An 18728-nucleotide genomic window follows, 5' to 3' on the forward strand; every position below is an offset into this window, starting at 1 on the left:
ACGGAGGCCATAGTTCCGGTCACAGGGGTGTCACAAACGAGGCTGTCGCCTGGCGGGGAGGCCGGAGGGAACGCCGGTGGGCGCGCGGCCCGCCGGTTCCCGGCCGGGGCCGGTGGGGAGGCCGCTGGGCTGCGGCAGCTACGCCAGCTGCGACTGGACCTGCGCCGAGATCAGCTCCAGGTGGTCCAGGTCGTCGAGGTCGAGGACCTGGAGGTAGAAGCGGGTGGCACCGACTTCGGCGTAGCGGCCGATCTTGTCGACGACCTCGGCGGGGCTGCCCGCGAGACCGTTCTCCTTCAGCTCGTCGACCTCGCGGCCGATGGCGGCGGCCCGGCGGGCCACTTCCTGGTCGTCGCGGCCGACGCAGACCACGAGCGCGTTGGAGTAGGTGAGCGTGTCGGCGGGGCGGCCGGCCTTCTCGGCGGCGGCCCGGACCCGGCCGAACTGCCGCTCGGTGTCGGCGACCGAGCTGAACGGCATGTTGAACTCGTCGGCGTAGCGCGCTGCGAGCCGGGGGGTGCGGGTGGCGCCGTGGCCGCCGATCAGGACGGGGACGCGGGCCTGGGCGGGCTTGGGCAGCGCGGGCGAGTTCTTGAGGCGGTAGTGGGTGCCGTCGAAGTCGTAGGTCTTGCCGGTCTCCGTGCCCCACAGGCCGGTGACGATCTCCAGCTGCTCCTCCAGGCGGCCGAACTTCTCCTCCGGGAAGGGGATGCCGTACGCCTCGTGCTCCTCCGCGAACCAGCCCGCGCCGAGGCCGAGTTCGACGCGGCCGCCGGACATCTGGTCGACCTGCGCGACCTGGATGGCCAGGACGCCGGGGAGGCGGAAGGTGGCGGCGGTCATCAGGGTGCCGAGGCGGATGCGGCGGGTCTCGCGGGCGAGTCCGGCGAGGGTGATCCAGGCGTCGGTGGGGCCGGGCAGGCCGTCCACGTCCCCCATCTTCATGTAATGGTCGGAGCGGAAGAAGGCGTCGAAGCCGAGGTCCTCGGTGGCCTTGGCGACGGTGAGGAGGGTGTCGTAGGTGGCGCCCTGCTGGGGTTCGGTGAAGATGCGGAGATCCATGCCTCCATCCTGCCCGAGACCCCCGCCGGGGACGTCCGCGCCCGCCCCGGCCGCGCCCCGCCGTCACCCCCGTCAGCCCTCTCACCTGCCGGGTCCGTTCCCTGGTCGGGGGGACATGCGCCGGGACGAGCGCCGGGTGGGCTCACCCCTCCCGTAACACCCCTTCTCTCGCCGCCAGTTTCCGCAGCATCTCCAGGACCCGGTCACGGGACTCGTCCGCCGCGTCGATGGCCTCCATGCACTGCCAGTACGTGCCCTGGTCGGCCGAGGCGCTGGCCAGGCCGACGAGGGCGATGCCGACCTCGCCGAGCAGACTGCCGAGGCCGAGCAGCGCCTCGCGGGCGTCGTCCAGCTCGGTGAGCCGGGCGGCGAGCAGTTCGCCGGGATCGAGGTCCGGGGTGTCGAGCACGCCGCAGCCCCGGCCCGCCAGCTCGGTCAACCCCAGTGCCTCGCCGCGTAGTTCGGGCGGGCCGGAGACCGCCAGGCGGCTGCCGATCGCCTGCGCCAGGGCCTGTGCCTGCCACACCTCGCGCAGGGTCCGCGCACCGCTGTCACTGTCGGCGAGCGAACGCCTGCTCGCCAGGATGAGCCGCACCGCTTCCATGGGTGCCCCCGTCTGTCAACGCCGTGCTCGTCGCACGTCCGCCCGAACTCCCGTATTCACTACCCAGAGTGATGGCATGTGGGACGAAAAGCCAGAGGAAGGCGGAAATCTGTGGACAACAAATCGGTTTCGGACGGCTGAACGATTACTCAGAGTAAGTAACACTGTCTCGGTCGGCGGCTCAAGGGGCGGGGAACCGCCGCTCGTTGCGTTCGATCTTCGCGGCGAGCGCGGCGAGCGGGTCGACGCCGAGCACCTCGCAGAGTTGCAGCAGGTAGGCGAGGACGTCGGCGACCTCGTCGGTCACCCGGTGCGCGGTGTCCGGGTCGGCCATCACCCGCGCCGACTCCTCCGGCGTCAACCACTGGAAGATCTCGACCAGTTCGGAGGCCTCCACGCTGAGCGCGGCGACCAGGTTCTTCGGGGTGTGGTAGGGCTGCCAGTTCCGCGCGGCCGCGAACTCGGCCAGTCTGCGTTGCAGGGTCGCCACGTCGAGGTGTTCTGTCACGCCCCCAGGTCTACCACCGTCACTCCGGCGGTCCGCGCCGCCCACGAACCGTCGCTGACCGCGGCCACGCAGCGGAGGTGGCCGCGCTCCCCCATCCCGACCGCCAGCCGCAGCAGTTCGTGCCGCTGGGCGGGGTCCAGGGAGCGGTCGAAGCCGTCGGCGAGCACGGTGAGGGCGCGCAGGGCGTCGGGCACCTCGCCGGGCGGATCGACGTCCAGGACGCCCGGCCCGGTGAGCAGGACCAGGGCGAGGGCGAGGTGGCGCAGTTCGCCGTCGCCGAGGCGGGCCAGTTCGGTGGCGGGGGCGCCGCCCCGGTCGAGCAGGGCGCGGACCGTGCCGTCGCCGAGGAGTTCGGCCCGTACGTCGGTGACCGGGCCCGCGCAGCCGGAGCGTACGGCGGCGACGAGCCGGGCGTGGCGCCGGGCGCACTCGCTGCGGGTGCGCCACAGGACGTCGGCCAGGTTGTCGCAGCCGCCGAGGAGCCGCCCGGAGCCGGTGGCCACGGGGGCGCGCATCCGCTCGGGGCGCGGGTCGCAGGCGAAGACGGACCGCAGGGCGACGAGCACCTGCTCGGCGGCGGCCAGGACGCGGCGCTGGCCGTCGGTCCTGCCCGCGACGCGCAGCGGCAGCAGGGCGGTGGCGAGCCGGTCGTCGGGCAGCGGGGCCCGGGTGACCGGCGCGGAGCCCCCGGTGTGCCAGGCGGCCTGGACCGTGCGCCGGGCCGGGTCGCGCAGCGCGGTCTCCAGCAGGACCAGCCCGCCCACGCTCAGCCGCTCCCCCACGATCCGCAGCCCCGGTTCGGCCTGGACGGCGAGGTCGAGCCGGACCGGTCCCTCGGGGCCGTCGGCCGTGCAGCCGATGCGGAAGCCCCGGCGGCGCTGGGCGTCGGGGCGGGCGCGGTCGGGGACGTACGGGGCCGGGTCGGGGAAGACGTCGCCGATCCCGGCGCCGGAGGCGAGCCGGGCCAGCGCCTCGTACGCCCGCAGCGCGGTCGTCTTGCCGCTGCCGCTCCGCCCGGCGAACAGGGTGACCGGTCCGAGCGGGCAGACGGTGTTGCGGTGCCCGGCGAACGCGGAGAGCCGCAGCTCGGTGAGGACGGGCCGGGCCGCGCCCGGCGCGGGCCCGGCGGACGGGTCGCCGCCCGGTCCGGTACGGGCGGCGGGGGTCGGGGGGAGGGGTGGCGCGGACGTCGGGGGTGACGCGGACGTCGACGCGGTCGGCACGGCCATACGCCGGACCGTAGAACCCCGTCGACGGGCGAACCGTTTCGCCCTCGCGGGCTTCCTACGAACGGGCGACACCACCCGGCGGGTACGCCACCTCACCGCGCCCGGCCCGCGGCGCCCCTCTCCCGTCCCCGAGGCCCGCTCAGACCCCCGCGCCGTCCATGAGACCGCCCACCTCGATGCCGGGCGGGGTCAGCAGGAAGACGTTGCGGTCGACCCGGTGCATGCCGCTGGCGAGGCCGAAGACCACGCCGGTGGAGAAGTCCAGGACGCGTTTGGCGACGTCGGCCTCCGCGCCGGTCAGGTCGAGCAGGACGGGGATGCCCGCCATGATCGTCTCGGCGACCTCGCGGGCGTCTCCGAAGACGTTGACCCGCAGCACCACGAAACGGCGCCGGGTCTCGGTCTCGGAGTCCGGCAGCGACCGGTGGTCGACCGATGACGGCCAGGCGTCCCGGCCGCGCAACGGAACGACCTGAGCGAGCCCTTCCCACTGTTCGTCGGTGACGTCGTAACGGTTCACCGGCACCCCCTGAACTGACTCGCACTCCATGCCTGCACCAGTCAATTCTTACGCCAACTCACCCGTTCGGCCCAACAGCGACACGGCCGGTCGGAGCGGGGCCTCAGGTCGCGGAGCGGCGGAAGCGCAGGGTGGTGCTGACCGTGGTCAGACCCCGGATCATGCCCAGCTGGTTCCAGCCCAGGCCGAACTCGGCGCGGTCCACGGTGAATTCACCCTCCAGGGTGAGGGCGTCGCCCTCCGCGCCGACGAGCCGCGCGACGAACGTGAGCGGCCGGCTGACGCCCCGCACGGTGAGCCGGCCGGTCACGTGCACGGCGTCGCCGTCGCGGAGTTCGGCGCTCTGGGTGACGAAGACGATCTCGGGGTGCCGGTCGGTGTCGAAGAAGTCGGCGCCCTTGAGATGGGCGTCGCGCTTGGCGTTCTTGGTGTCCAGGGAGGCGGCCTGGAGGGTGAGCGTCCCCACGGCGGACCCGTCGGGGCGCACCTCGCCCTGACCGGTCACGGCGGCGAACGTGCCCTTGACGGTGACCAGGCCCCACATCGTGCGGTGCCGGAGGGCGACGGTGGAGGCGGTCGCGTCGAGCTGCCAGAGCCCGGTGTCCACGGCGACGGTCATGACGTACTCCTGGGGGATCAGTTGTTCCAAATTTGAATGACTGCTGTCGACGCTGACGCTAGCCGGTCATCCAAATATGAACAACCTCTCCGCGCCCCCCTCCCCGCGAATCTCTTGCAAATTTGGACAACCGTTACACTCGGACCATGGCCGACCCCGAGGAGCGCTCCGAGGAGCACCGCACCGACCTCCCCCCGTGCCCGACCACCCTGGGCACCGGCCTGCTGCCGCCCGAGCTGCGCGCCTGGATGGTGATGCTGGCCGGGGTCGGCGCGGTGGAGCAGCGGCTGCGCGGGGTCGTGAAGGAGCGGCTGGACGTCTCGCACGACGAGTTCCTGGTGCTGTGCCTGCTGGCGGAGCTGCCGCCGGAGGGGCTGCGGATGACCCGGATCGCGGAGCTGCTCGGCCGCCCGAAGACCCGGCTGACGTACCAGATCGCCTGCCTCCAGCGCGCCGGTCTGGTCTCCCGGCAGGCGGCCTGCGGGGACCGGCGGGGCGTGGTCGTCACCCTCACCGAGAAGGCCCGCCTGCTGCTGACGGAGGCCTCCGGAGCCCTCGCCGCCGCGGTCGCCGAGGCCCTGGCCCACGTGATGGGGCCCACCCAGCGGGAGGCGATGCGCGGGCTCCTGCCGGAGCCGACGGCGGAGGACGCGACCACCTCGTAGGCCGGGCCACGGGCCGTGCCTGAGGTCGCGCCACGAGCCGTGCCGCGGGCCGTGCCGCGGCACGCGCCACAGCCCGCGCCCCGACGCGCCTCACGGCTCGCCTCGGCGGCGACCGGGGCTCTCACCTCGGGACATCCTCCGGTCGATCTTCGTCGCCCCAGGGTCTTTCGGGGCCGTTCCGGATGCCGGGCGGGCCCGTCACGGATACGATCCGCACACTCCCCCGGCGACACGACGCGACACAGACTTGGATTCATTCCATTTCTTGAACCGTTCGCGTTTATGGGGGTAGGTTGGCGGCATGAGCGCTTCCGCGACTCCCGGCCCCGCGCCGGACACCGCCCCGGACCCGGCGCCGGGCACCGCCCCGGACCGCGTACCGGGCGACGCCCGCGCAGACGCCGCGCGGGATCTGCGCGGCGCGGGACTGCGGGTCACGGCCGCTCGCGTCGCCCTGCTGGAGACCGTTCGGTACGGTGGCCATCTCGGGGCGGAGGACGTCGCCGCCCGGGTCCGTGCCCGCGTCGGCCACATTTCGCTGCAAGCGGTGTACGACGCGCTCCACGCGCTCACCGCGGCCGGTCTCGTCCGCCGTATCGAGCCGCCCGGCGGCCCGGCCCGGTTCGAGGGCCGCGTCGGGGACAACCACCACCACCTCGTGTGCCGCGCGTGCGGCGCGGTCGCCGACGTCGACTGCGCGGTCGGGCACGCCCCCTGTCTGACCGCCTCCGACCCCCGCGGCTTCACCGTCGATGAGGCCGAGGTCATCTTCCGGGGCCTGTGCCCCGCCTGTACGTCCACCCCCGCATCAGCACAGTGATCCACCCCGTTCGGAAGGATTCCCATGTCTGAGAACCACGACGCGATCGTCACCGACCCCAAGCCGGAGGAGACCGGCGGCGGCTGCCCGGTCGCGCACGGACGCGCCCCGCACCCCACGCAGGGCGGCGGGAACCGCCAGTGGTGGCCGGACCGCCTCAACCTGAAGATCCTCGCCAAGAACCCCGCCGTCGCGAACCCGCTCGGCGCGGACTTCGACTACGCCGAGGCCTTCACCAACCTCGACCTGCCCGCCGTGAAACGGGACATCGCCGAGGTGCTCACCACGTCGCAGGACTGGTGGCCCGCCGACTTCGGCCACTACGGCCCGCTGATCATCCGCATGGCCTGGCACAGCGCCGGCACCTACCGCATCAGCGACGGCCGCGGCGGCGCTGGCGCCGGACAGCAGCGCTTCGCCCCGCTGAACAGCTGGCCGGACAACGCCAACCTCGACAAGGCCCGCCGCCTGCTGTGGCCGGTGAAGAAGAAGTACGGCCAGAGCCTGTCCTGGGCCGACCTGCTGGTCCTCTCCGGCAACGTCGCCCTGGAGACTATGGGCTTCGAGACCTTCGGCTTCGCCGGTGGCCGCGCCGACGTGTGGGAGGCCGAGGAGGACGTCTACTGGGGCCCCGAGACCACCTGGCTCGACGACCAGCGCTACACCGGCGACCGCGAGCTGGAGAACCCGCTCGGCGCCGTCCAGATGGGCCTCATCTACGTCAACCCCGAGGGCCCCAACGGCAACCCGGACCCGCTGGCCGCGGCCCGCGACATCCGCGAGACGTTCCGCCGGATGGCGATGAACGACGAGGAGACCGTCGCCCTCATCGCGGGCGGCCACACCTTCGGCAAGACCCACGGCGCGGGCCCGGCCGACGCCGTCGGCGACGACCCCGAGGCGGCGCCGCTGGAGCAGCAGGGCCTCGGCTGGCACAACTCGTACGGCACCGGCAAGGGCGGCGACACCATCACCAGTGGCCTGGAGGTCACCTGGACCAGCACGCCGACCCGCTGGAGCAACGGCTTCTTCGACAACCTCTTCGGCTACGACTGGGAGCTGACCGAGAGCCCGGCCGGAGCCAAGCAGTGGGTCGCCAAGGACGGCGCGGGCGCGGGCACCATCCCCGACGCGCACGACCCGTCGAAGAAGCACGCCCCGACCATGCTCACCACCGACCTGTCGCTGCGCTTCGACCCGGTCTACGAGCAGATCTCGCGCCGCTTCCACGAGAACCCGGCGGAGTTCGCGGACGCCTTCGCGCGCGCCTGGTACAAGCTGACCCACCGTGACATGGGCCCGAAGTCGCTCCACCTCGGCCCGGAGGTCCCGGAGGAGACCCTGCTGTGGCAGGACCCGCTGCCGGAGCGCACCCACGCCGTGATCGACGCGGCCGACGTCGCGGCGCTCAAGGAGCAGATCCTCGCCACCGACCTCACCGTCTCCCAGCTGGTGTCGGTCGCGTGGGCGTCGGCCTCGACCTTCCGGGGCAGCGACAAGCGCGGCGGCGCCAACGGTGCCCGTGTCCGCCTGGAGCCGCAGCGCGGCTGGCAGGTCAACGACCCCGACCAGCTCGCGCAGGTGCTGCGCGTCCTGGAGGGCGTCCAGGGCTCCTTCAACGCGGGCCGCACCGACGGCAAGGAGGTCTCGCTGGCCGACCTGATCGTGCTCGGCGGCGCCGCCGCGGTCGAGAAGGCCGCGAAGGACGCCGGCGTCGAGGTCGAGGTGCCGTTCACGCCGGGCCGCGTCGACGCGACCGACGAGCACACCGACGCGGAGTCCTTCGCCGCGCTGGAGCCGACCGCCGACGGGTTCCGCAACTACCTCGGCAAGGGCAACCGTCTCCCCGCCGAGTACCTGCTGCTCGACCGCGCCAACCTGCTGACCCTGAGCGCCCCCGAGCTGACCGTCCTCGTCGGCGGTCTGCGCGTCCTCGGCGCCAACCACCAGCAGTCGCAGCTCGGTGTCCTCACCGACCGGCCCGGCACGCTGACCAACGACTTCTTCGTCAACCTGCTCGACCTGGGCACGACGTGGACGTCGACCTCCGAGGACCAGAGCACCTTCGAGGCCCGCGACGCCGCCACCGGCAAGGTCCGCTGGACCGGCAGCCGCGCCGACCTCGTGTTCGGCTCGAACTCCGAACTGCGGGCGCTGGCCGAGGTGTACGCGAGCGACGACGCCCGCGAGAGGTTCGTCCACGACTTCGTCGCCGCCTGGGCGAAGGTCTCCGACCTCGACCGGTACGACGTGGCCTGATCCTCCGTCCAGAACCCACGGCGTCAGCACACCCCCTGACGCCCTGACAGCCGGGCCGGTCCTTCGGGACCGGCCCGGTCGTCGTCATCCCACGCACACCCGGCAGGCCGAGAACGCGCGGCCCGGATCGTGGTCGGCGGCGGAGCCCGCGGCGTCCGCCGGGTACGCGCCGCCACCCGGCCGGTCGAGCACCGCCGGGCGGTCGAGCACCGCGGGGCGGTCGAACACGGCGGGGCGGTCGAGCACCGCGACGGACGCCGCCGCCTCGGCGAACAGGTCGCCGCGCCCCTCGTCCGCGGTGACCCGCGTGAACAGGACGTCGTGGACCGGGCAGATCGCCGCCCGGTCCGGATCGGCGGCCCCCCGCCAGGTGGTACGGCAGCGGTCCTCGTACACCCGCGCGGTGTCCTGCCGCCCGGCGACCCGGCTCAACCGGGCCAGCCACGCGAGGGCGTGGACGAGCGCCCACGCCTCGGCGGGGTCGGCCGGGACGGCGGACGCGGTCAGCGCGAGGGGAACGGCCGCTCCGGGCAGGCCGGTTGGACCGGTGACGCTGGCCAACCCCGTGGGCCTGTCAGGACCGGTGAGGCTGGTCGCGCCCGGGAATCCTCCGATGCCGCCGCCCCCACGGCCCCCGCCTTCCCCTCCGCTCCCCCGCTTCTGCCGGTCGCAGGCGTCCACGGTGCGGACGAGCCGGTCGATGCCCTCCTCCTCGCGGCCGGAGAGGTACCAGAAGGAACCGAGGGAGGCCTCCAGGGCAAGGGCCTCGGCGAACCGGCCGCGGCGGACGAGGAGTTCGGAGGCGGCCCGCAGGTTGGCGGCCTCCTCGGCGATACGCAGCCGGTGCGCGGCCCGCTCCCCGGAGTGCAGGGCCGCGGTGTGCTCGGCGGCGAAGGCCAACGCCCAGGCGGTGAACCGGCGTTCGGTCGCGGGCAGCAGGCCCTTGGCGCGCACCTGGCCCATGGCGTACTCGCGGACCATCTCCAGCATCTGGAAGCGGGTGCCGTTCGCGGAGGGCACGGTGAACAGCATCGACTTGTCGACGAGTTGGGTGAGGACCGGGAGGATGCTCACGCCGGTGCCGTGCTCCGGGGTGCGGATGTCCGCCCGTTCGGCGTCCTCCAGGGAGGTTCCGCCCACCCGCAGGGCGAGTTCGCCGAGCACGGCCTGTTCGGAGTCGTCGAGCAGGGCGTGGCTCCAGTCGAGGACGGCCCGCAGGGTGCGGTGGCGGGCGGGCGCGGTGCGCTCGCCCTTCACGAGGAGCGCGAACCGGTCGTCCAGCCTGCGGTTGATCTCGCTGACGGAGAGCATCCGGGCGTGCGCGGCGGCGAGTTCGACGGCGAGCGGGAGACCGTCGAGCCGCCGGACGAGGGCGAGGATGTCCGCGTCGGGCGCGGTGTCCGTCCCGAACGCGGAGCTGACCATCGAGGCGCGCAGGGCGAAGAGTTCGGCGGCCTCCTCGGCGGTCATCGGCTCCACCGTGAAGTGGGCCTCGCGCGGGGTGCTGAGCGGTTCCCGGCTGGTGGCGACCACGGTGAGACCGGGGCACTGGTCGAGCAGTTCCTTGACCAGGGGGGCGACCGCGTCGAGGACGTGCTCGCAGTTGTCCAGCGCGACGATCGCCGTCCGGTCGCGGAGGTGGGCGACCACGCGTCGCAGGAAGTCCGGCGGGCCCCCGCCGGTCGCCGCCGACGCGTCGGACAGGCCGAGGGTGGCGGCGAGAACGGCGAGCACGTTGTCCTCGCCGGTCACGGCCAGGTCGATCCACCAGACCGCATCGACCGCCTCGGCCTCGTCGACCGCGTCGCCGGGCAGCGCGAGCGCCTCCAGGGTGAGCCGCGTCTTGCCGACGCCGCCCGGCCCGAGGACCGTGACGAGGCGCTCCCGCGCGATGGCGGCCCGCAGGCCGCGCACCGTACGGTCACGGCCGACGAAGGGGCCGAGGGAACGGCCGAGGTTGCCCTCCGGGCGCCGGGGCGGCGCGGCGGGCTGCGGGGGCGGGGCGGGGGCGGTGGGAGCGGGGTGGTGCGGGCGGGGGTCCGCGCCGGGCCGGGGGGCGGTGCCGGTCCGAGGCCCCGGAGCTGCCCCGGCGGGGCCGGCCGTCCCGGCCTGCGAGGGTGTTCCGGTCGGCGGGGGTGTTCCGGTCGGCGTGATCGTCCCGTTCAGGGACGGGTCGTGGGTGAGGATCGCGGTCTGGAGGACCTGGAGTTCGGGTGAGGGGGCGAGACCGAGTTCGGCGTCGAGCAGTCTGCGTCCGCTGTGGAAGACGTCGAGCGCCTCGGCGTGCCGTCCGCAGCGGTAGAGCGCCAGCATCAGCCGGGCCCGGAGCCGGTCGCGGAAGGGGTGTTCGGCGAGCAGGCCGGTCAGTTCGGGCACCAGTTCCTCGGCCCGGCCGCACTCCAGCCCGGCGGCGACGGCGTCCTCGGTGGCGGCGAGCCGCAGCTCCTCCAGCCGTCGGCGCTCGCCGTCGAACGCCGGGCCGGACAGGTCCTCCAGGGCCCGCCCGTGCCAGAGCCCGAGCCCGCCGCGGAGGGTCTTCTCCGCATCCCGGTACGCGCCCGCCGCCAACTGTTCGCGGCCCCGGCGGACGGCGTCCTCGAAGTCGGTGACGTCGACGCGGTCCCGGTCGTCCAGCAGGAACCGGTACCCACCGGCCCGCATGCCCAGCCGGTCGTCCTCGCCGTGCTCGGCGAGGAGCGCGCGCAGCTTCGTGATCTGCACCTGGAGCGCGTTGACCGGGTTCCTGGCCTCGCGGTCGCCCCACAACTCGTCGATGAGGGAGTCCCGTTGGACGGGCCGCCCGCCCGCGAGGACGAGCCGGCCGACGACCGACCGGGCCAGCGGTCCGGACAGGTCGACCGGGGTTCCGTCGGATGCCGTGACGTCGAGCCGTCCGAGCAGTCGAAAGCGCATACGCAAGTATCCCGTGGAAGTGAGGAGCCGGGTCGGCCGCCTCGACCGGTGCCGAAGAAGTGAACCGAGCGGTCAACCCGCCCCCGGAAGGCACCGGGCGACCCCTCACCCCCGGCTACGTCCCCGCCCCGCGCGGGAACTCAGACACCGGACGCCCTGCGACAGGACGGTCACCGATCCCGTACGGGCCCATGACAGACGGAACGGCCCCGAGACCTGGCTATCGTGGGGGCCGACGGGCCGGGGCGATCATATGAGGGGTGCGCGTGGCGGAGGCGGGGCGGCTGCCCGTGCCGGTGCGGGACGACGGACGGCGCTGGAGCACCGTGCACGCCGAGCGCACCGTCCTCGGCATCGTGCACAACATCGCCTCCGCGACCCGACTCCTTGACCTGCTGTCGGTGTTCGGCGGTGACGGGCGGGTCCAGGTGGTGTTCTCGTGCACGGGTTCGTCGGCGCTCGACGGGGGAACGGCGGAATTCCTCACCGCCCGGGGAATGCTCCACCTCCCGTGGGAGGAAGCGGTGAACCTGCCTTTCGATCTCGCCATCGCGACCAGTCGGGGCGGAGATCTCCAAAGAATTAACTCCCCGCTCATATTTACGCCCCACGGGTCCGGATACAATAAGAAACTCAGCCGGGAGCCGGGAGCCGGGAGCCGGGAGCCGGGAGCCGGGAGCCGGGAGCCGGGAGCCGGGAGCCGGGAGCCGGGAGCCGGGAGCCGGGAGCCGGGAGCTTTCGGTCTCACCGATGAATGGCTGGTGCACGACGGGCGGTTGATCCCGTCGGCGATCGTGCTGTCGCACACCGAGCAGCTGGACCGGCTCGCCGAGGGCTGCCCGCAGGCCTTGCCGATCGCCCACGTCGTGGGTGATCCCGTCATCGACCAACTGCGCGCGGGCCTGCCGTTCCGGGAGACGTACCGGCGCGCGCTCGGCCTGCTGCCCGGTCAGCGCCTGGTGGTCGTCTCCTCGACCTGGGGCCCGGACTCGGTCGTAGGCGCGCCCCGGTCCGATGCCCTGCGGCGCGCCCTCGCGGAACTCCCCGCCGACGAGTTCCGGGTCGTGGCGGCCGTCCACCCCAACGCGTGGCACGGGCACGGCGCCTGGCAGATCCGTACGTGGCTGACCCCGCTGCTCGAAGCGGGGCTCATTCTCCCGACCCCGGACACCGAATTCTGGAAAGCCGCTCTCTGCGCCGCCGATTTCCTGATCGGCGACCACGGTTCCCTCACCCTCTACGGAACGGCCCTCGGAATTCCCACGGTGCTCGGCGCATTCCGGGACGCCGTCGTCGCGCCGGGCTCCCCCATGCGGCGCCTCGGGGACCTCCTCCCCCGACTGGACCTCGCGGAGCCGCTACCGGCCCGGCTCGCCCACGCCGCCGCCACCCAGCGGGACGACCCGGCCCTGGCCGCGCTGCGCGCGACCGTCACATCGGAACCAGGTGAGTCCGCGACGCTGCTCCGCCGTCTCTTCCACACCTGGCTCGCGCTGCCGGAGCCGCCGTGTCCCGCTCCGGTCCGCGCGATCCCGGTGCCGTACGGGTCGGGTGCATGGCGGCTGCCTCATCTGCCCGCCCTGCTGGTCACGGCGACGGTCCATGACGGCGGAGACGACGGACCGGTGCCGCGCGTCGTGGTGCGCCGTTTCCCCAGCGCGCTCCAGCGGACCGGCGGCCCCCACCTGACCGGCGCCCATCTGGCCGCCGACCCCGATGACCCCGAGTGCCGTCATCCCCGGTCCGCCGACGTGCTGCTGCTGCCGCGCGAGCGGTGCCCCCGGGCCGAGGACGTCAAGTGGTCCGACTTCACCGCCCGGTTCCCGGGGTGCTCCCTGGTCGCGGTGGAGGAGGCGGACCAGGGCTGCGCGGTGCTCCTCGCCGACGGCACCCGGCTCCGGGCCCGCTGGACGGACCGCGCCGAATGGGTCACGTTCGCCGTCGCCGCGTCGGCCGTCCACGCGTACGTCGCCGGAGCGACGGGCGCGGGTCTCCCGCCGCGGATCGCGGTGCACGCGGGCGACCACCTCCCGCCCGCCCTGCTGGAGGTCGCCGCCCTCCCCTGAACTCCGCACGCCCGTCGGTCCTGGGCCGAACACACCTACAGGGCGACGGGGTCAGAGGCGCCGACCTTGCGCGTGCCGCACACTCACTCCCCCTCCCGGTTCGCCTCCAGGCCGGTGAGGAGGGATTCGATCGTGTAGCGGTACAAGGTCTCGCGGTTGGTCTCGGGGTCGGCGGACCACTGGCGGAGCCAGGGCTGCATGGTGCTCCAGCCGGTTCCGGCGCCGGGGGGTGCGGGCATGGCGAGGAGGGTGGCGGCGGCGTCGGTGGGGTGGCCCGCGAGTTTGCGGTCGTCGTCGAGGGCGACGAGGAGGACGGCCGTGTTGAGGAGGACGGCGTAGGCGAGGGGGGCGCGGGGGCCGAAGCCCGCCGCGGTGAGCAGGCCGATGCCGCGGTCCATGATCGGCAGTGCGGCGGGGACGGTGGCACCGTCGCGGGCCAGCCGCCGGGCCACTCCGGTGTGCCGCGCGATGACGGCGCGGCCCGGGTAGAGCAGTGCCCGGAACCAGTCCTGCCAGCCCAGTTCGGCGGGCGGGTTCGGCATCATCGCGACGACCCGCTGGACGACCGCGTCCAGTACCGCGTCCCGGTCGCCGACGTGGTGGGCGATCGTGTTGGGCCAGGTGTCCAGCGCCTGCGCCAGCTGCCGGACCGTCCAGCCCTCCAGGCCGTACTCGCGGGTCAGTTCCAGCGCGGCGTCGACGACCCGGTCGGGGGTGAGCCGGGGCTTCGGGCCCCTGCGCGGGCGGGAGGGATCAGGGCCGGTCCGGGGCGCACCGGGGGTCGCTGCCATGCCGGTTACGTTCTCACACCGGTGAGTGGGGGGACGCGGCCCGGTCGGGGAGGTGGGGCGTGCGGATCGCCGTCCGGGGTGGTGGTCTCGTTCGGCCTTCGAGGGGGCCCGGTGCGCGGCGGATCAAGTGCGTGGAGCCGGTCGACACTTGGACCTTTGATTCAGGTAAGGCTAACCTAATTGGACAGTGTCCAATACGGCCGTACGGGCCGCGTGGGCGGGAAGGGGAGCGTGATGTCGGAAGCCGAGCGGGTGGGCGCGCGTACCGGGAGTGGCGTGCGGGGGCGTCCGAGGGGGCGGGGGGACGGGCCTCCGCGGCCGGGGCTGGTGCTGGCGGTGGTGTGTCTGTGCCAGCTGATGGTGGTGCTGGACGTGTCGGTGGTGAACGTCGCCCTGCCGTCGATCCGCGCGGACCTCGGGTTCGGCGCGAGCGGGCTCCAGTGGGTGGTGAACGCCTACACCCTCACCTTCGGCGGCCTGCTGCTGCTCGGCGGGCGACTGGCCGACCTCGCCGGTCAGCGCCGCGCCGCGGTCCTCGGCCTCGGCCTGTTCGGCGTGACCTCGCTGCTGGGCGGACTCGCGCAGAGCCCCGCCGAACTGGTGGCCGCGCGCGCCGCCCAGGGCGTGGCCGGTGCCGTGCTGCTGCCGGTGAGCCTGACCGTCATCACCACCACCTTCGCGGAGGGCCCGGCCCGGCACCGCGCGCTGGCCGTGTGGGGCGCGGTCGCGGGGGCGGGCGGCGCGGCCGGGGTGCTGCTCGGCGGGGTGCTGACCGAGTACCTGGACTGGCGCTGGACGCTCTTCGTCAACGTGCCGATCGCCGTGGTCGCCGTACCGCTCGCCGCCCGCTGTCTGCGCGACCTGCGGCCGGGGCGCCGGGAGCGGCCGGACGTGGTGGGCGCGCTGCTCGGCACGGCCGCGATGACCACCCTGGTCTACACGGTCGTACGGACCGACACCTACGCCTGGGGCTCGGCCCAGACCCTCGGCGGGTTCGCCCTGGCGGTGCTGCTGGCCGCCGCGTTCGTCGTCGTGGAACGGCGGACCGCCGCCCCGCTGGTCCGGCTGGGCATCCTGCGCACACGGTCCCTGGCGGTGGCCTGTCTGACCGTGTTCCTCATCGCCTGCGGCCAGTTCGGCGCCTTCTACTTCGCCTCCCTCTACCTCCAGGGCGTCCTCGGCTACAGCCCGGTGGCGACCGGCCTCGCCTTCGTGCCGTTCAGCGTCGGCGTGGTCGTCGGCACGATCGTCGCCGGACGCCTGATGCCGACCGTCGGGCCACGGCCGCTCCTGGTCGCCGGGCTCGCGCTCGGCGCGGCGGGCATGGGCTGGTTCGGCGGGGTCAGCGCGGACGGCGACTTCCTCACCGACATGCTCGGCCCGTCCCTGGTCGCCTCCTTCGGGCTCGGTCTGTGCATGGTCACCAACACGGCGGCGGGCACCTCCGGCGTCACGCGGGCGGAGGCCGGACTCGCCTCCGGGCTGCTCAACTCGGCGCGGCAGTGCGGGGGAAGCATCGGCCTCGCCGTCCTCGTCACCGTCGCGTCCACCGTCACCCGCCACCACGACGACCCCGCGGGCGCGGCCGGTCCGGCGGCCCTGACGGCGGGGTACGCGCGGGCGTTCCTCGTCGCGGGCGCGCTCATGGCCGTCGCGGCGGTGGCGGCGGCCGTCCTGCTGCCGAGGACGGACCCGCGGACCGCGAAGGGACCGGGCGTCGGCCGGGACGACGGCGCGAAGGAGACCGGGGAGGTCGCCGATGTCGCCGATGTCGCTGAGGCCGCGGAGGCGGCAAAGGCCTCGGAGGCGGAGGCGGTCGTACGAGCCGGGGAGGCGCAGGCGCCGGACGGGACGGTGGCCGAGCCCGCGACCGCCCCCGCCACCGGCCCCGGTGACGGCGGTGACCGTCCGGCGTCCGGTGTCAGAACACCCGGATCGGGATCTCGGCCGGAGCGGTGAGCAGGTCGAGGAGGTCGTCGTCGAGGCGGGTCAGGGTGACGGACGCCCCGGCCATGTCAAGCGAGGTGCAGTACTCGCCGACGTAGCTGCGCCCGACCTCGAAGCCGCGGGCGGCGAGCTGTTTGTGGGCGATGCCGTAGACGAGGTACAGCTCGCCGACCGGGGTGCCGCCGAGGCCGTTGACCATGAGCGCGACCCGGTCGCCGGAGGTGAACGGCAGGTCGTCCACGACGGCGGTGACGAGTTCGCCGACCAGGGCCGTGGCGGGCTGGAGCGGCTCGCGCCTGCGGCCGGGTTCGCCGTGGATGCCGACGCCCATCTCGACGGCGTCGTCGGGGAGTTCGAACAGCGGCGACCCCTTGGCGGGCGGGGTGCAGGCGGTGAGCGCCATGCCCATGGTGCGGGTGACGGAGTTGACCTTCTCGCCGATCGCGTACACCTCGTCCAGGCCGGCGCCCCGCTCGGCGGCGGCGCCGACGGCCTTCATCACGAAGAAGTTCCCGGCCACGCCGCGCCGCCCGACGGTGTACGTCGAGTCCTCCACGGCCACGTCGTCGTCGATGAACAGCGTCCGTACGGTGATCCCGTCGGCCTGGGACAGCTCCTCGGCCATCTCGAACGCCATGCGGTCGCCGGTGTAGTTGTTGACGAGCAGCAGGACGCCTTTGGGCGAGGCGACCCGCTTGACGGTCTCGTAGACGAAGTCGGCGGGCGGCGCGGCGAACACGTCGCCGGGGCAGGCCGCGTCGAGCATCCCCGGTCCGACGCTCATCACGTGCGCGGGTTCGTGCCCGGAGCCGGAGCCCTGCACGATCGACACCTTGTCCTCGCGCGGGGCGTCGGCCCGCATGATCAGGTTGTACTCGGGGACGTACGTCAGGGTGCCGGGGTTGGCGAGGGCCAGTCCCTCCAGCATCTCGGCGACGTAGTCCTTCGGATCGTTGACGAACTTCTTCATGCCGCACCTTCTCTGGTTCGTGCCGTCGGGACCGGCGGCTCAGCCGCGGGCGTCCCACTCCGCGGCGACCCGCTCCGCCATGACCGCGACCGCGACGGCGCCCGGGTCCGGGGAGCCGATGCTGCGCTCCCCCGTATAGCTCTGGCGTCCGCGCCGCGCCTGGAGCGGGGTCGTGGCGTTGGCGGCGGTCCGGGCGGTGGTCGCGGCGAGCGCGGCCAGCTCCCCCGCCGTCGCGGGCGGTCCGCCGTCGGCGAGCCGCGCCTCCAGGGCGTCCGTCATCGGGATCAGGGCGTCGAGCAGCGTCTTGTCGCCGAGGTCGGACTTCCCGCGCGCCTTGATGCCCTCGGCGGCGGCGCGCAGCATGGCCACGGCGTCGGCAGCGGTCGGCTCCGGCCGGTCCCGGACCGCCGCGGAGGCCCGCAGGAAGGCGGTGCCCCACAGCGGGCCCGAGGTGCCGCCGACCCGCTTGGAGATGACCAGCGCGACGTTCTTCAGCAGGTCGGACGGTACGTCGGAGACCAGGCCGTCCCAGTCGGCGAGGACGATCTCGAAGCCGCGGGCCAGCGAGTACCCGAAGTCACCGTCGCCCGCGACGGCGTCGAGGTCGCTGAACGCGCGCTCGTTGTCCACGGCGGTACGGGCGATGGACTGCACCACGAGGGCGAGATCGCCGCCGGACGCCGAGGGCGACGAACCGGAGGCGTCCGGCGAGGACCCGGACCCGGGTGCCGAGGGCGACGGCCCGGGTGTCGACGGTGACGGCTCGGAGGCCGAGGGCGATGTCATGGCTCTCCCCACTGTTTCGGCTGTCCCCCCGGTGCCCGTGCCGCGTGTGCCGCGTGTGCCGCCCGTGCCGCGACCTGCCGTGCCGGCGCCCCGGCCACGCCCGCCCCGCCCGCCACACCCGCCCCGCCGGTCACGCCGCGCCGCCCGGGTCCGGGACCGGGCCCGGCGTCGGGTCCGCCACCGGGGCGGCCTCCGGGGTCAGCAGCACGGCGAGGCCCGCGAGTGCCACGTACGGGCCCGGCCGTACCCCGAGCGGGTCGCTCAGGACGCGGGTGACGGTCTCGCGGGGCGGCGGGTCGCCGAGGGAGCTGACCACGAGGGAGGCCCCGGTGAAGTCCTCGTCGCCGGTGTAGGCGCTGGTGGTGACCGCGCAGACCAGCCCGGCGGCGAGCGCGGCCAGCATCCCGCTGCGGCTGTCCTCGATGACGACGACGGAGGCGGGGTCGACGGCCAGTTCACGGACGGCGAGCTGGTAGATATCCGGCGCGGGCTTCTTGCGGGGGACGACGTCACCGGCGAACACGGTGAAACGGGCGGCCAGTTCGGGCCCCATGGCGAGGTCGAGGACGCTGCGCACGGAGGCCTCGGCGGAGGTGGAGGCGACGGCGAGGGTCCAGCCCGCCTCGTACGCCTCGCCCGCGATGCGGCGTACGCCGGGGCGGGGCGGGATGCTGCCGCCGCGGATGATGCCGGTGTAGATCTCCGTCTTGCGGCGGTGCCAGGCGGCGACCTGCTCGTCGAGCGCGTCCTGGTCGGCGGGCAGCCCCGCGGCGGCGGTGAACTCGGGGGTGAGGAGGGTCCGCATACGTTCCTTGCCGCCGCCGACCTTGACCTTCTCGGCGTACGCGGCGTCGCTCCAGCGCACCGGCAGGCCGAACTCCTCGAAGGTCTGGTTGAAGGCGGGCAGATGGCCGTCGCGCTCGGTGTCGGCGAGGACCCCGTCGCAGTCGAAGATCAGCGTGGCCACGG

Annotated in this window: 16 protein-coding genes; 5 read left to right on the forward strand and 11 right to left on the reverse strand. The window is 73.9% G+C overall.

Going from position 1 to position 18728, the window contains the following annotated elements; all coding sequences use genetic code 11:
• Positions 1–138: 138 nt before the first annotated feature.
• The 6 genes from ACIQPQ_RS24735 to ACIQPQ_RS24760 form a co-directional block, all read right to left on the reverse strand.
• Positions 139–1062, reverse strand: a complete 924-nt coding sequence (locus ACIQPQ_RS24735) for an LLM class F420-dependent oxidoreductase (RefSeq protein ID WP_401307279.1) — start codon at positions 1060–1062, stop codon at positions 139–141.
• 142 nt (positions 1063–1204) lie between these two features.
• Complete coding sequence (locus tag ACIQPQ_RS24740; protein WP_401307282.1) at positions 1205–1666, reverse strand: DUF6099 family protein; 462 nt, start codon at positions 1664–1666, stop codon at positions 1205–1207.
• A 181-nt stretch (positions 1667–1847) separates the two neighbouring features.
• Entirely contained in the window at positions 1848–2174 is a 327-nt protein-coding gene (locus ACIQPQ_RS24745) for a nucleotide pyrophosphohydrolase (RefSeq protein WP_401307285.1), read from the reverse strand.
• Entirely contained in the window at positions 2171–3403 is a 1233-nt protein-coding gene (locus ACIQPQ_RS24750; RefSeq protein ID WP_401307288.1) for an AAA family ATPase, read from the reverse strand. The genes ACIQPQ_RS24745 and ACIQPQ_RS24750 overlap by 4 nt, the downstream gene beginning before the upstream one ends.
• A gap of 139 nt (positions 3404–3542) precedes the next feature.
• On the reverse strand, positions 3543–3953 hold the full coding sequence (locus ACIQPQ_RS24755; RefSeq protein WP_383775026.1) for a cell division protein SepF: 411 nt from the start codon (positions 3951–3953) through the stop codon (positions 3543–3545).
• Positions 3954–4026: 73 nt separating this feature from the next.
• Positions 4027–4542 carry a YceI family protein gene (locus tag ACIQPQ_RS24760; protein WP_401307292.1) on the reverse strand — a complete coding sequence of 172 codons (516 nt, stop codon included), beginning with the start codon at positions 4540–4542 and terminating at the stop codon, positions 4027–4029.
• A gap of 146 nt (positions 4543–4688) precedes the next feature.
• On the opposite strand from ACIQPQ_RS24760, the gene ACIQPQ_RS24765 reads away from it, so the two are divergent.
• From ACIQPQ_RS24765 to katG, 3 genes are all read left to right on the forward strand, one after another.
• Positions 4689–5207 carry a MarR family winged helix-turn-helix transcriptional regulator gene (locus tag ACIQPQ_RS24765; RefSeq protein ID WP_401307295.1) on the forward strand — a complete coding sequence of 173 codons (519 nt, stop codon included), beginning with the start codon at positions 4689–4691 and terminating at the stop codon, positions 5205–5207.
• A gap of 301 nt (positions 5208–5508) precedes the next feature.
• Positions 5509–6027 (forward strand): Fur family transcriptional regulator, encoded by a 519-nt coding sequence (locus ACIQPQ_RS24770; RefSeq protein WP_401307297.1) that lies wholly within the window; start codon positions 5509–5511, stop codon positions 6025–6027.
• Positions 6028–6051: 24 nt separating this feature from the next.
• A complete protein-coding gene (gene katG / locus ACIQPQ_RS24775) occupies positions 6052–8286 on the forward strand; it encodes a catalase/peroxidase HPI (protein ID WP_401307300.1) in 2235 nt (744 codons plus the stop codon).
• Positions 8287–8370: 84 nt separating this feature from the next.
• Here the strand turns inward: katG and ACIQPQ_RS24780 are convergent, their stop codons facing one another.
• Positions 8371–11199 (reverse strand): AfsR/SARP family transcriptional regulator, encoded by a 2829-nt coding sequence (locus ACIQPQ_RS24780; RefSeq protein ID WP_401307303.1) that lies wholly within the window; start codon positions 11197–11199, stop codon positions 8371–8373.
• A gap of 260 nt (positions 11200–11459) precedes the next feature.
• Here ACIQPQ_RS24780 and ACIQPQ_RS24785 point away from each other — a divergent pair, with 260 nt between their 5' ends.
• Entirely contained in the window at positions 11460–13265 is a 1806-nt protein-coding gene (locus ACIQPQ_RS24785; protein WP_401307305.1) for a hypothetical protein, read from the forward strand.
• Positions 13266–13348: 83 nt separating this feature from the next.
• Here ACIQPQ_RS24785 and ACIQPQ_RS24790 read toward each other — a convergent pair whose 3' ends face one another.
• Positions 13349–14056, reverse strand: a complete 708-nt coding sequence (locus tag ACIQPQ_RS24790; RefSeq protein ID WP_401307308.1) for a TetR family transcriptional regulator — start codon at positions 14054–14056, stop codon at positions 13349–13351.
• Positions 14057–14392: 336 nt separating this feature from the next.
• On the opposite strand from ACIQPQ_RS24790, the gene ACIQPQ_RS24795 reads away from it, so the two are divergent.
• Positions 14393–16015 (forward strand): MFS transporter, encoded by a 1623-nt coding sequence (locus ACIQPQ_RS24795; RefSeq protein WP_401307311.1) that lies wholly within the window; start codon positions 14393–14395, stop codon positions 16013–16015.
• On the opposite strand, the gene dhaK is transcribed toward ACIQPQ_RS24795, so the two are convergent.
• The 3 genes from dhaK to ACIQPQ_RS24810 all read right to left on the reverse strand — a co-directional run bounded on the left by dhaK (position 15978) and on the right by ACIQPQ_RS24810 (position 18726).
• Positions 15978–16973: a dihydroxyacetone kinase subunit DhaK gene (gene dhaK, locus ACIQPQ_RS24800; protein ID WP_401307313.1), complete on the reverse strand. Its 996-nt coding sequence runs from the start codon at positions 16971–16973 to the stop codon at positions 15978–15980. The two genes, ACIQPQ_RS24795 and dhaK, sit on opposite strands and share 38 nt — an antisense overlap.
• A 39-nt stretch (positions 16974–17012) precedes the next feature.
• Positions 17013–17759, reverse strand: coding sequence for a dihydroxyacetone kinase subunit DhaL (dhaL, locus tag ACIQPQ_RS24805; protein ID WP_401307315.1), 747 nt, complete (start codon positions 17757–17759; stop codon positions 17013–17015).
• Between the two features lie 130 nt (positions 17760–17889).
• Positions 17890–18726 carry an HAD-IA family hydrolase gene (locus tag ACIQPQ_RS24810; RefSeq protein ID WP_401307317.1) on the reverse strand — a complete coding sequence of 279 codons (837 nt, stop codon included), beginning with the start codon at positions 18724–18726 and terminating at the stop codon, positions 17890–17892.
• Positions 18727–18728: the final 2 nt, after the last annotated feature.

Origin of the sequence: Streptomyces sp. NPDC091281 (assembly GCF_044757425.1) — a bacterium.
Classification (GTDB): domain Bacteria; phylum Actinomycetota; class Actinomycetes; order Streptomycetales; family Streptomycetaceae; genus Streptomyces.

Excerpts from the sequence above, each read along its gene's own strand:
- ACIQPQ_RS24740 (WP_401307282.1), bottom strand. The coding sequence starts at position 1,666 with ATGGAAGCGGTGCGGCTCATCCTGGCGAGCAGGCGTTCGCTCGCCGAC.
- dhaL (WP_401307315.1), bottom strand. The coding sequence starts at position 17,759 with ATGACATCGCCCTCGGCCTCCGAGCCGTCACCGTCGACACCCGGGCCG.
- ACIQPQ_RS24790 (WP_401307308.1), bottom strand. The coding sequence starts at position 14,056 with ATGGCAGCGACCCCCGGTGCGCCCCGGACCGGCCCTGATCCCTCCCGC.
- katG (WP_401307300.1), top strand. The coding sequence starts at position 6,052 with ATGTCTGAGAACCACGACGCGATCGTCACCGACCCCAAGCCGGAGGAG.
- ACIQPQ_RS24765 (WP_401307295.1), top strand. The coding sequence starts at position 4,689 with ATGGCCGACCCCGAGGAGCGCTCCGAGGAGCACCGCACCGACCTCCCC.
- ACIQPQ_RS24760 (WP_401307292.1), bottom strand. The coding sequence starts at position 4,542 with ATGACCGTCGCCGTGGACACCGGGCTCTGGCAGCTCGACGCGACCGCC.
- ACIQPQ_RS24735 (WP_401307279.1), bottom strand. The coding sequence starts at position 1,062 with ATGGATCTCCGCATCTTCACCGAACCCCAGCAGGGCGCCACCTACGAC.
- ACIQPQ_RS24755 (WP_383775026.1), bottom strand. The coding sequence starts at position 3,953 with ATGGAGTGCGAGTCAGTTCAGGGGGTGCCGGTGAACCGTTACGACGTC.
- dhaK (WP_401307313.1), bottom strand. The coding sequence starts at position 16,973 with ATGAAGAAGTTCGTCAACGATCCGAAGGACTACGTCGCCGAGATGCTG.
- ACIQPQ_RS24770 (WP_401307297.1), top strand. The coding sequence starts at position 5,509 with ATGAGCGCTTCCGCGACTCCCGGCCCCGCGCCGGACACCGCCCCGGAC.
- ACIQPQ_RS24780 (WP_401307303.1), bottom strand. The coding sequence starts at position 11,199 with ATGCGCTTTCGACTGCTCGGACGGCTCGACGTCACGGCATCCGACGGA.
- ACIQPQ_RS24750 (WP_401307288.1), bottom strand. The coding sequence starts at position 3,403 with ATGGCCGTGCCGACCGCGTCGACGTCCGCGTCACCCCCGACGTCCGCG.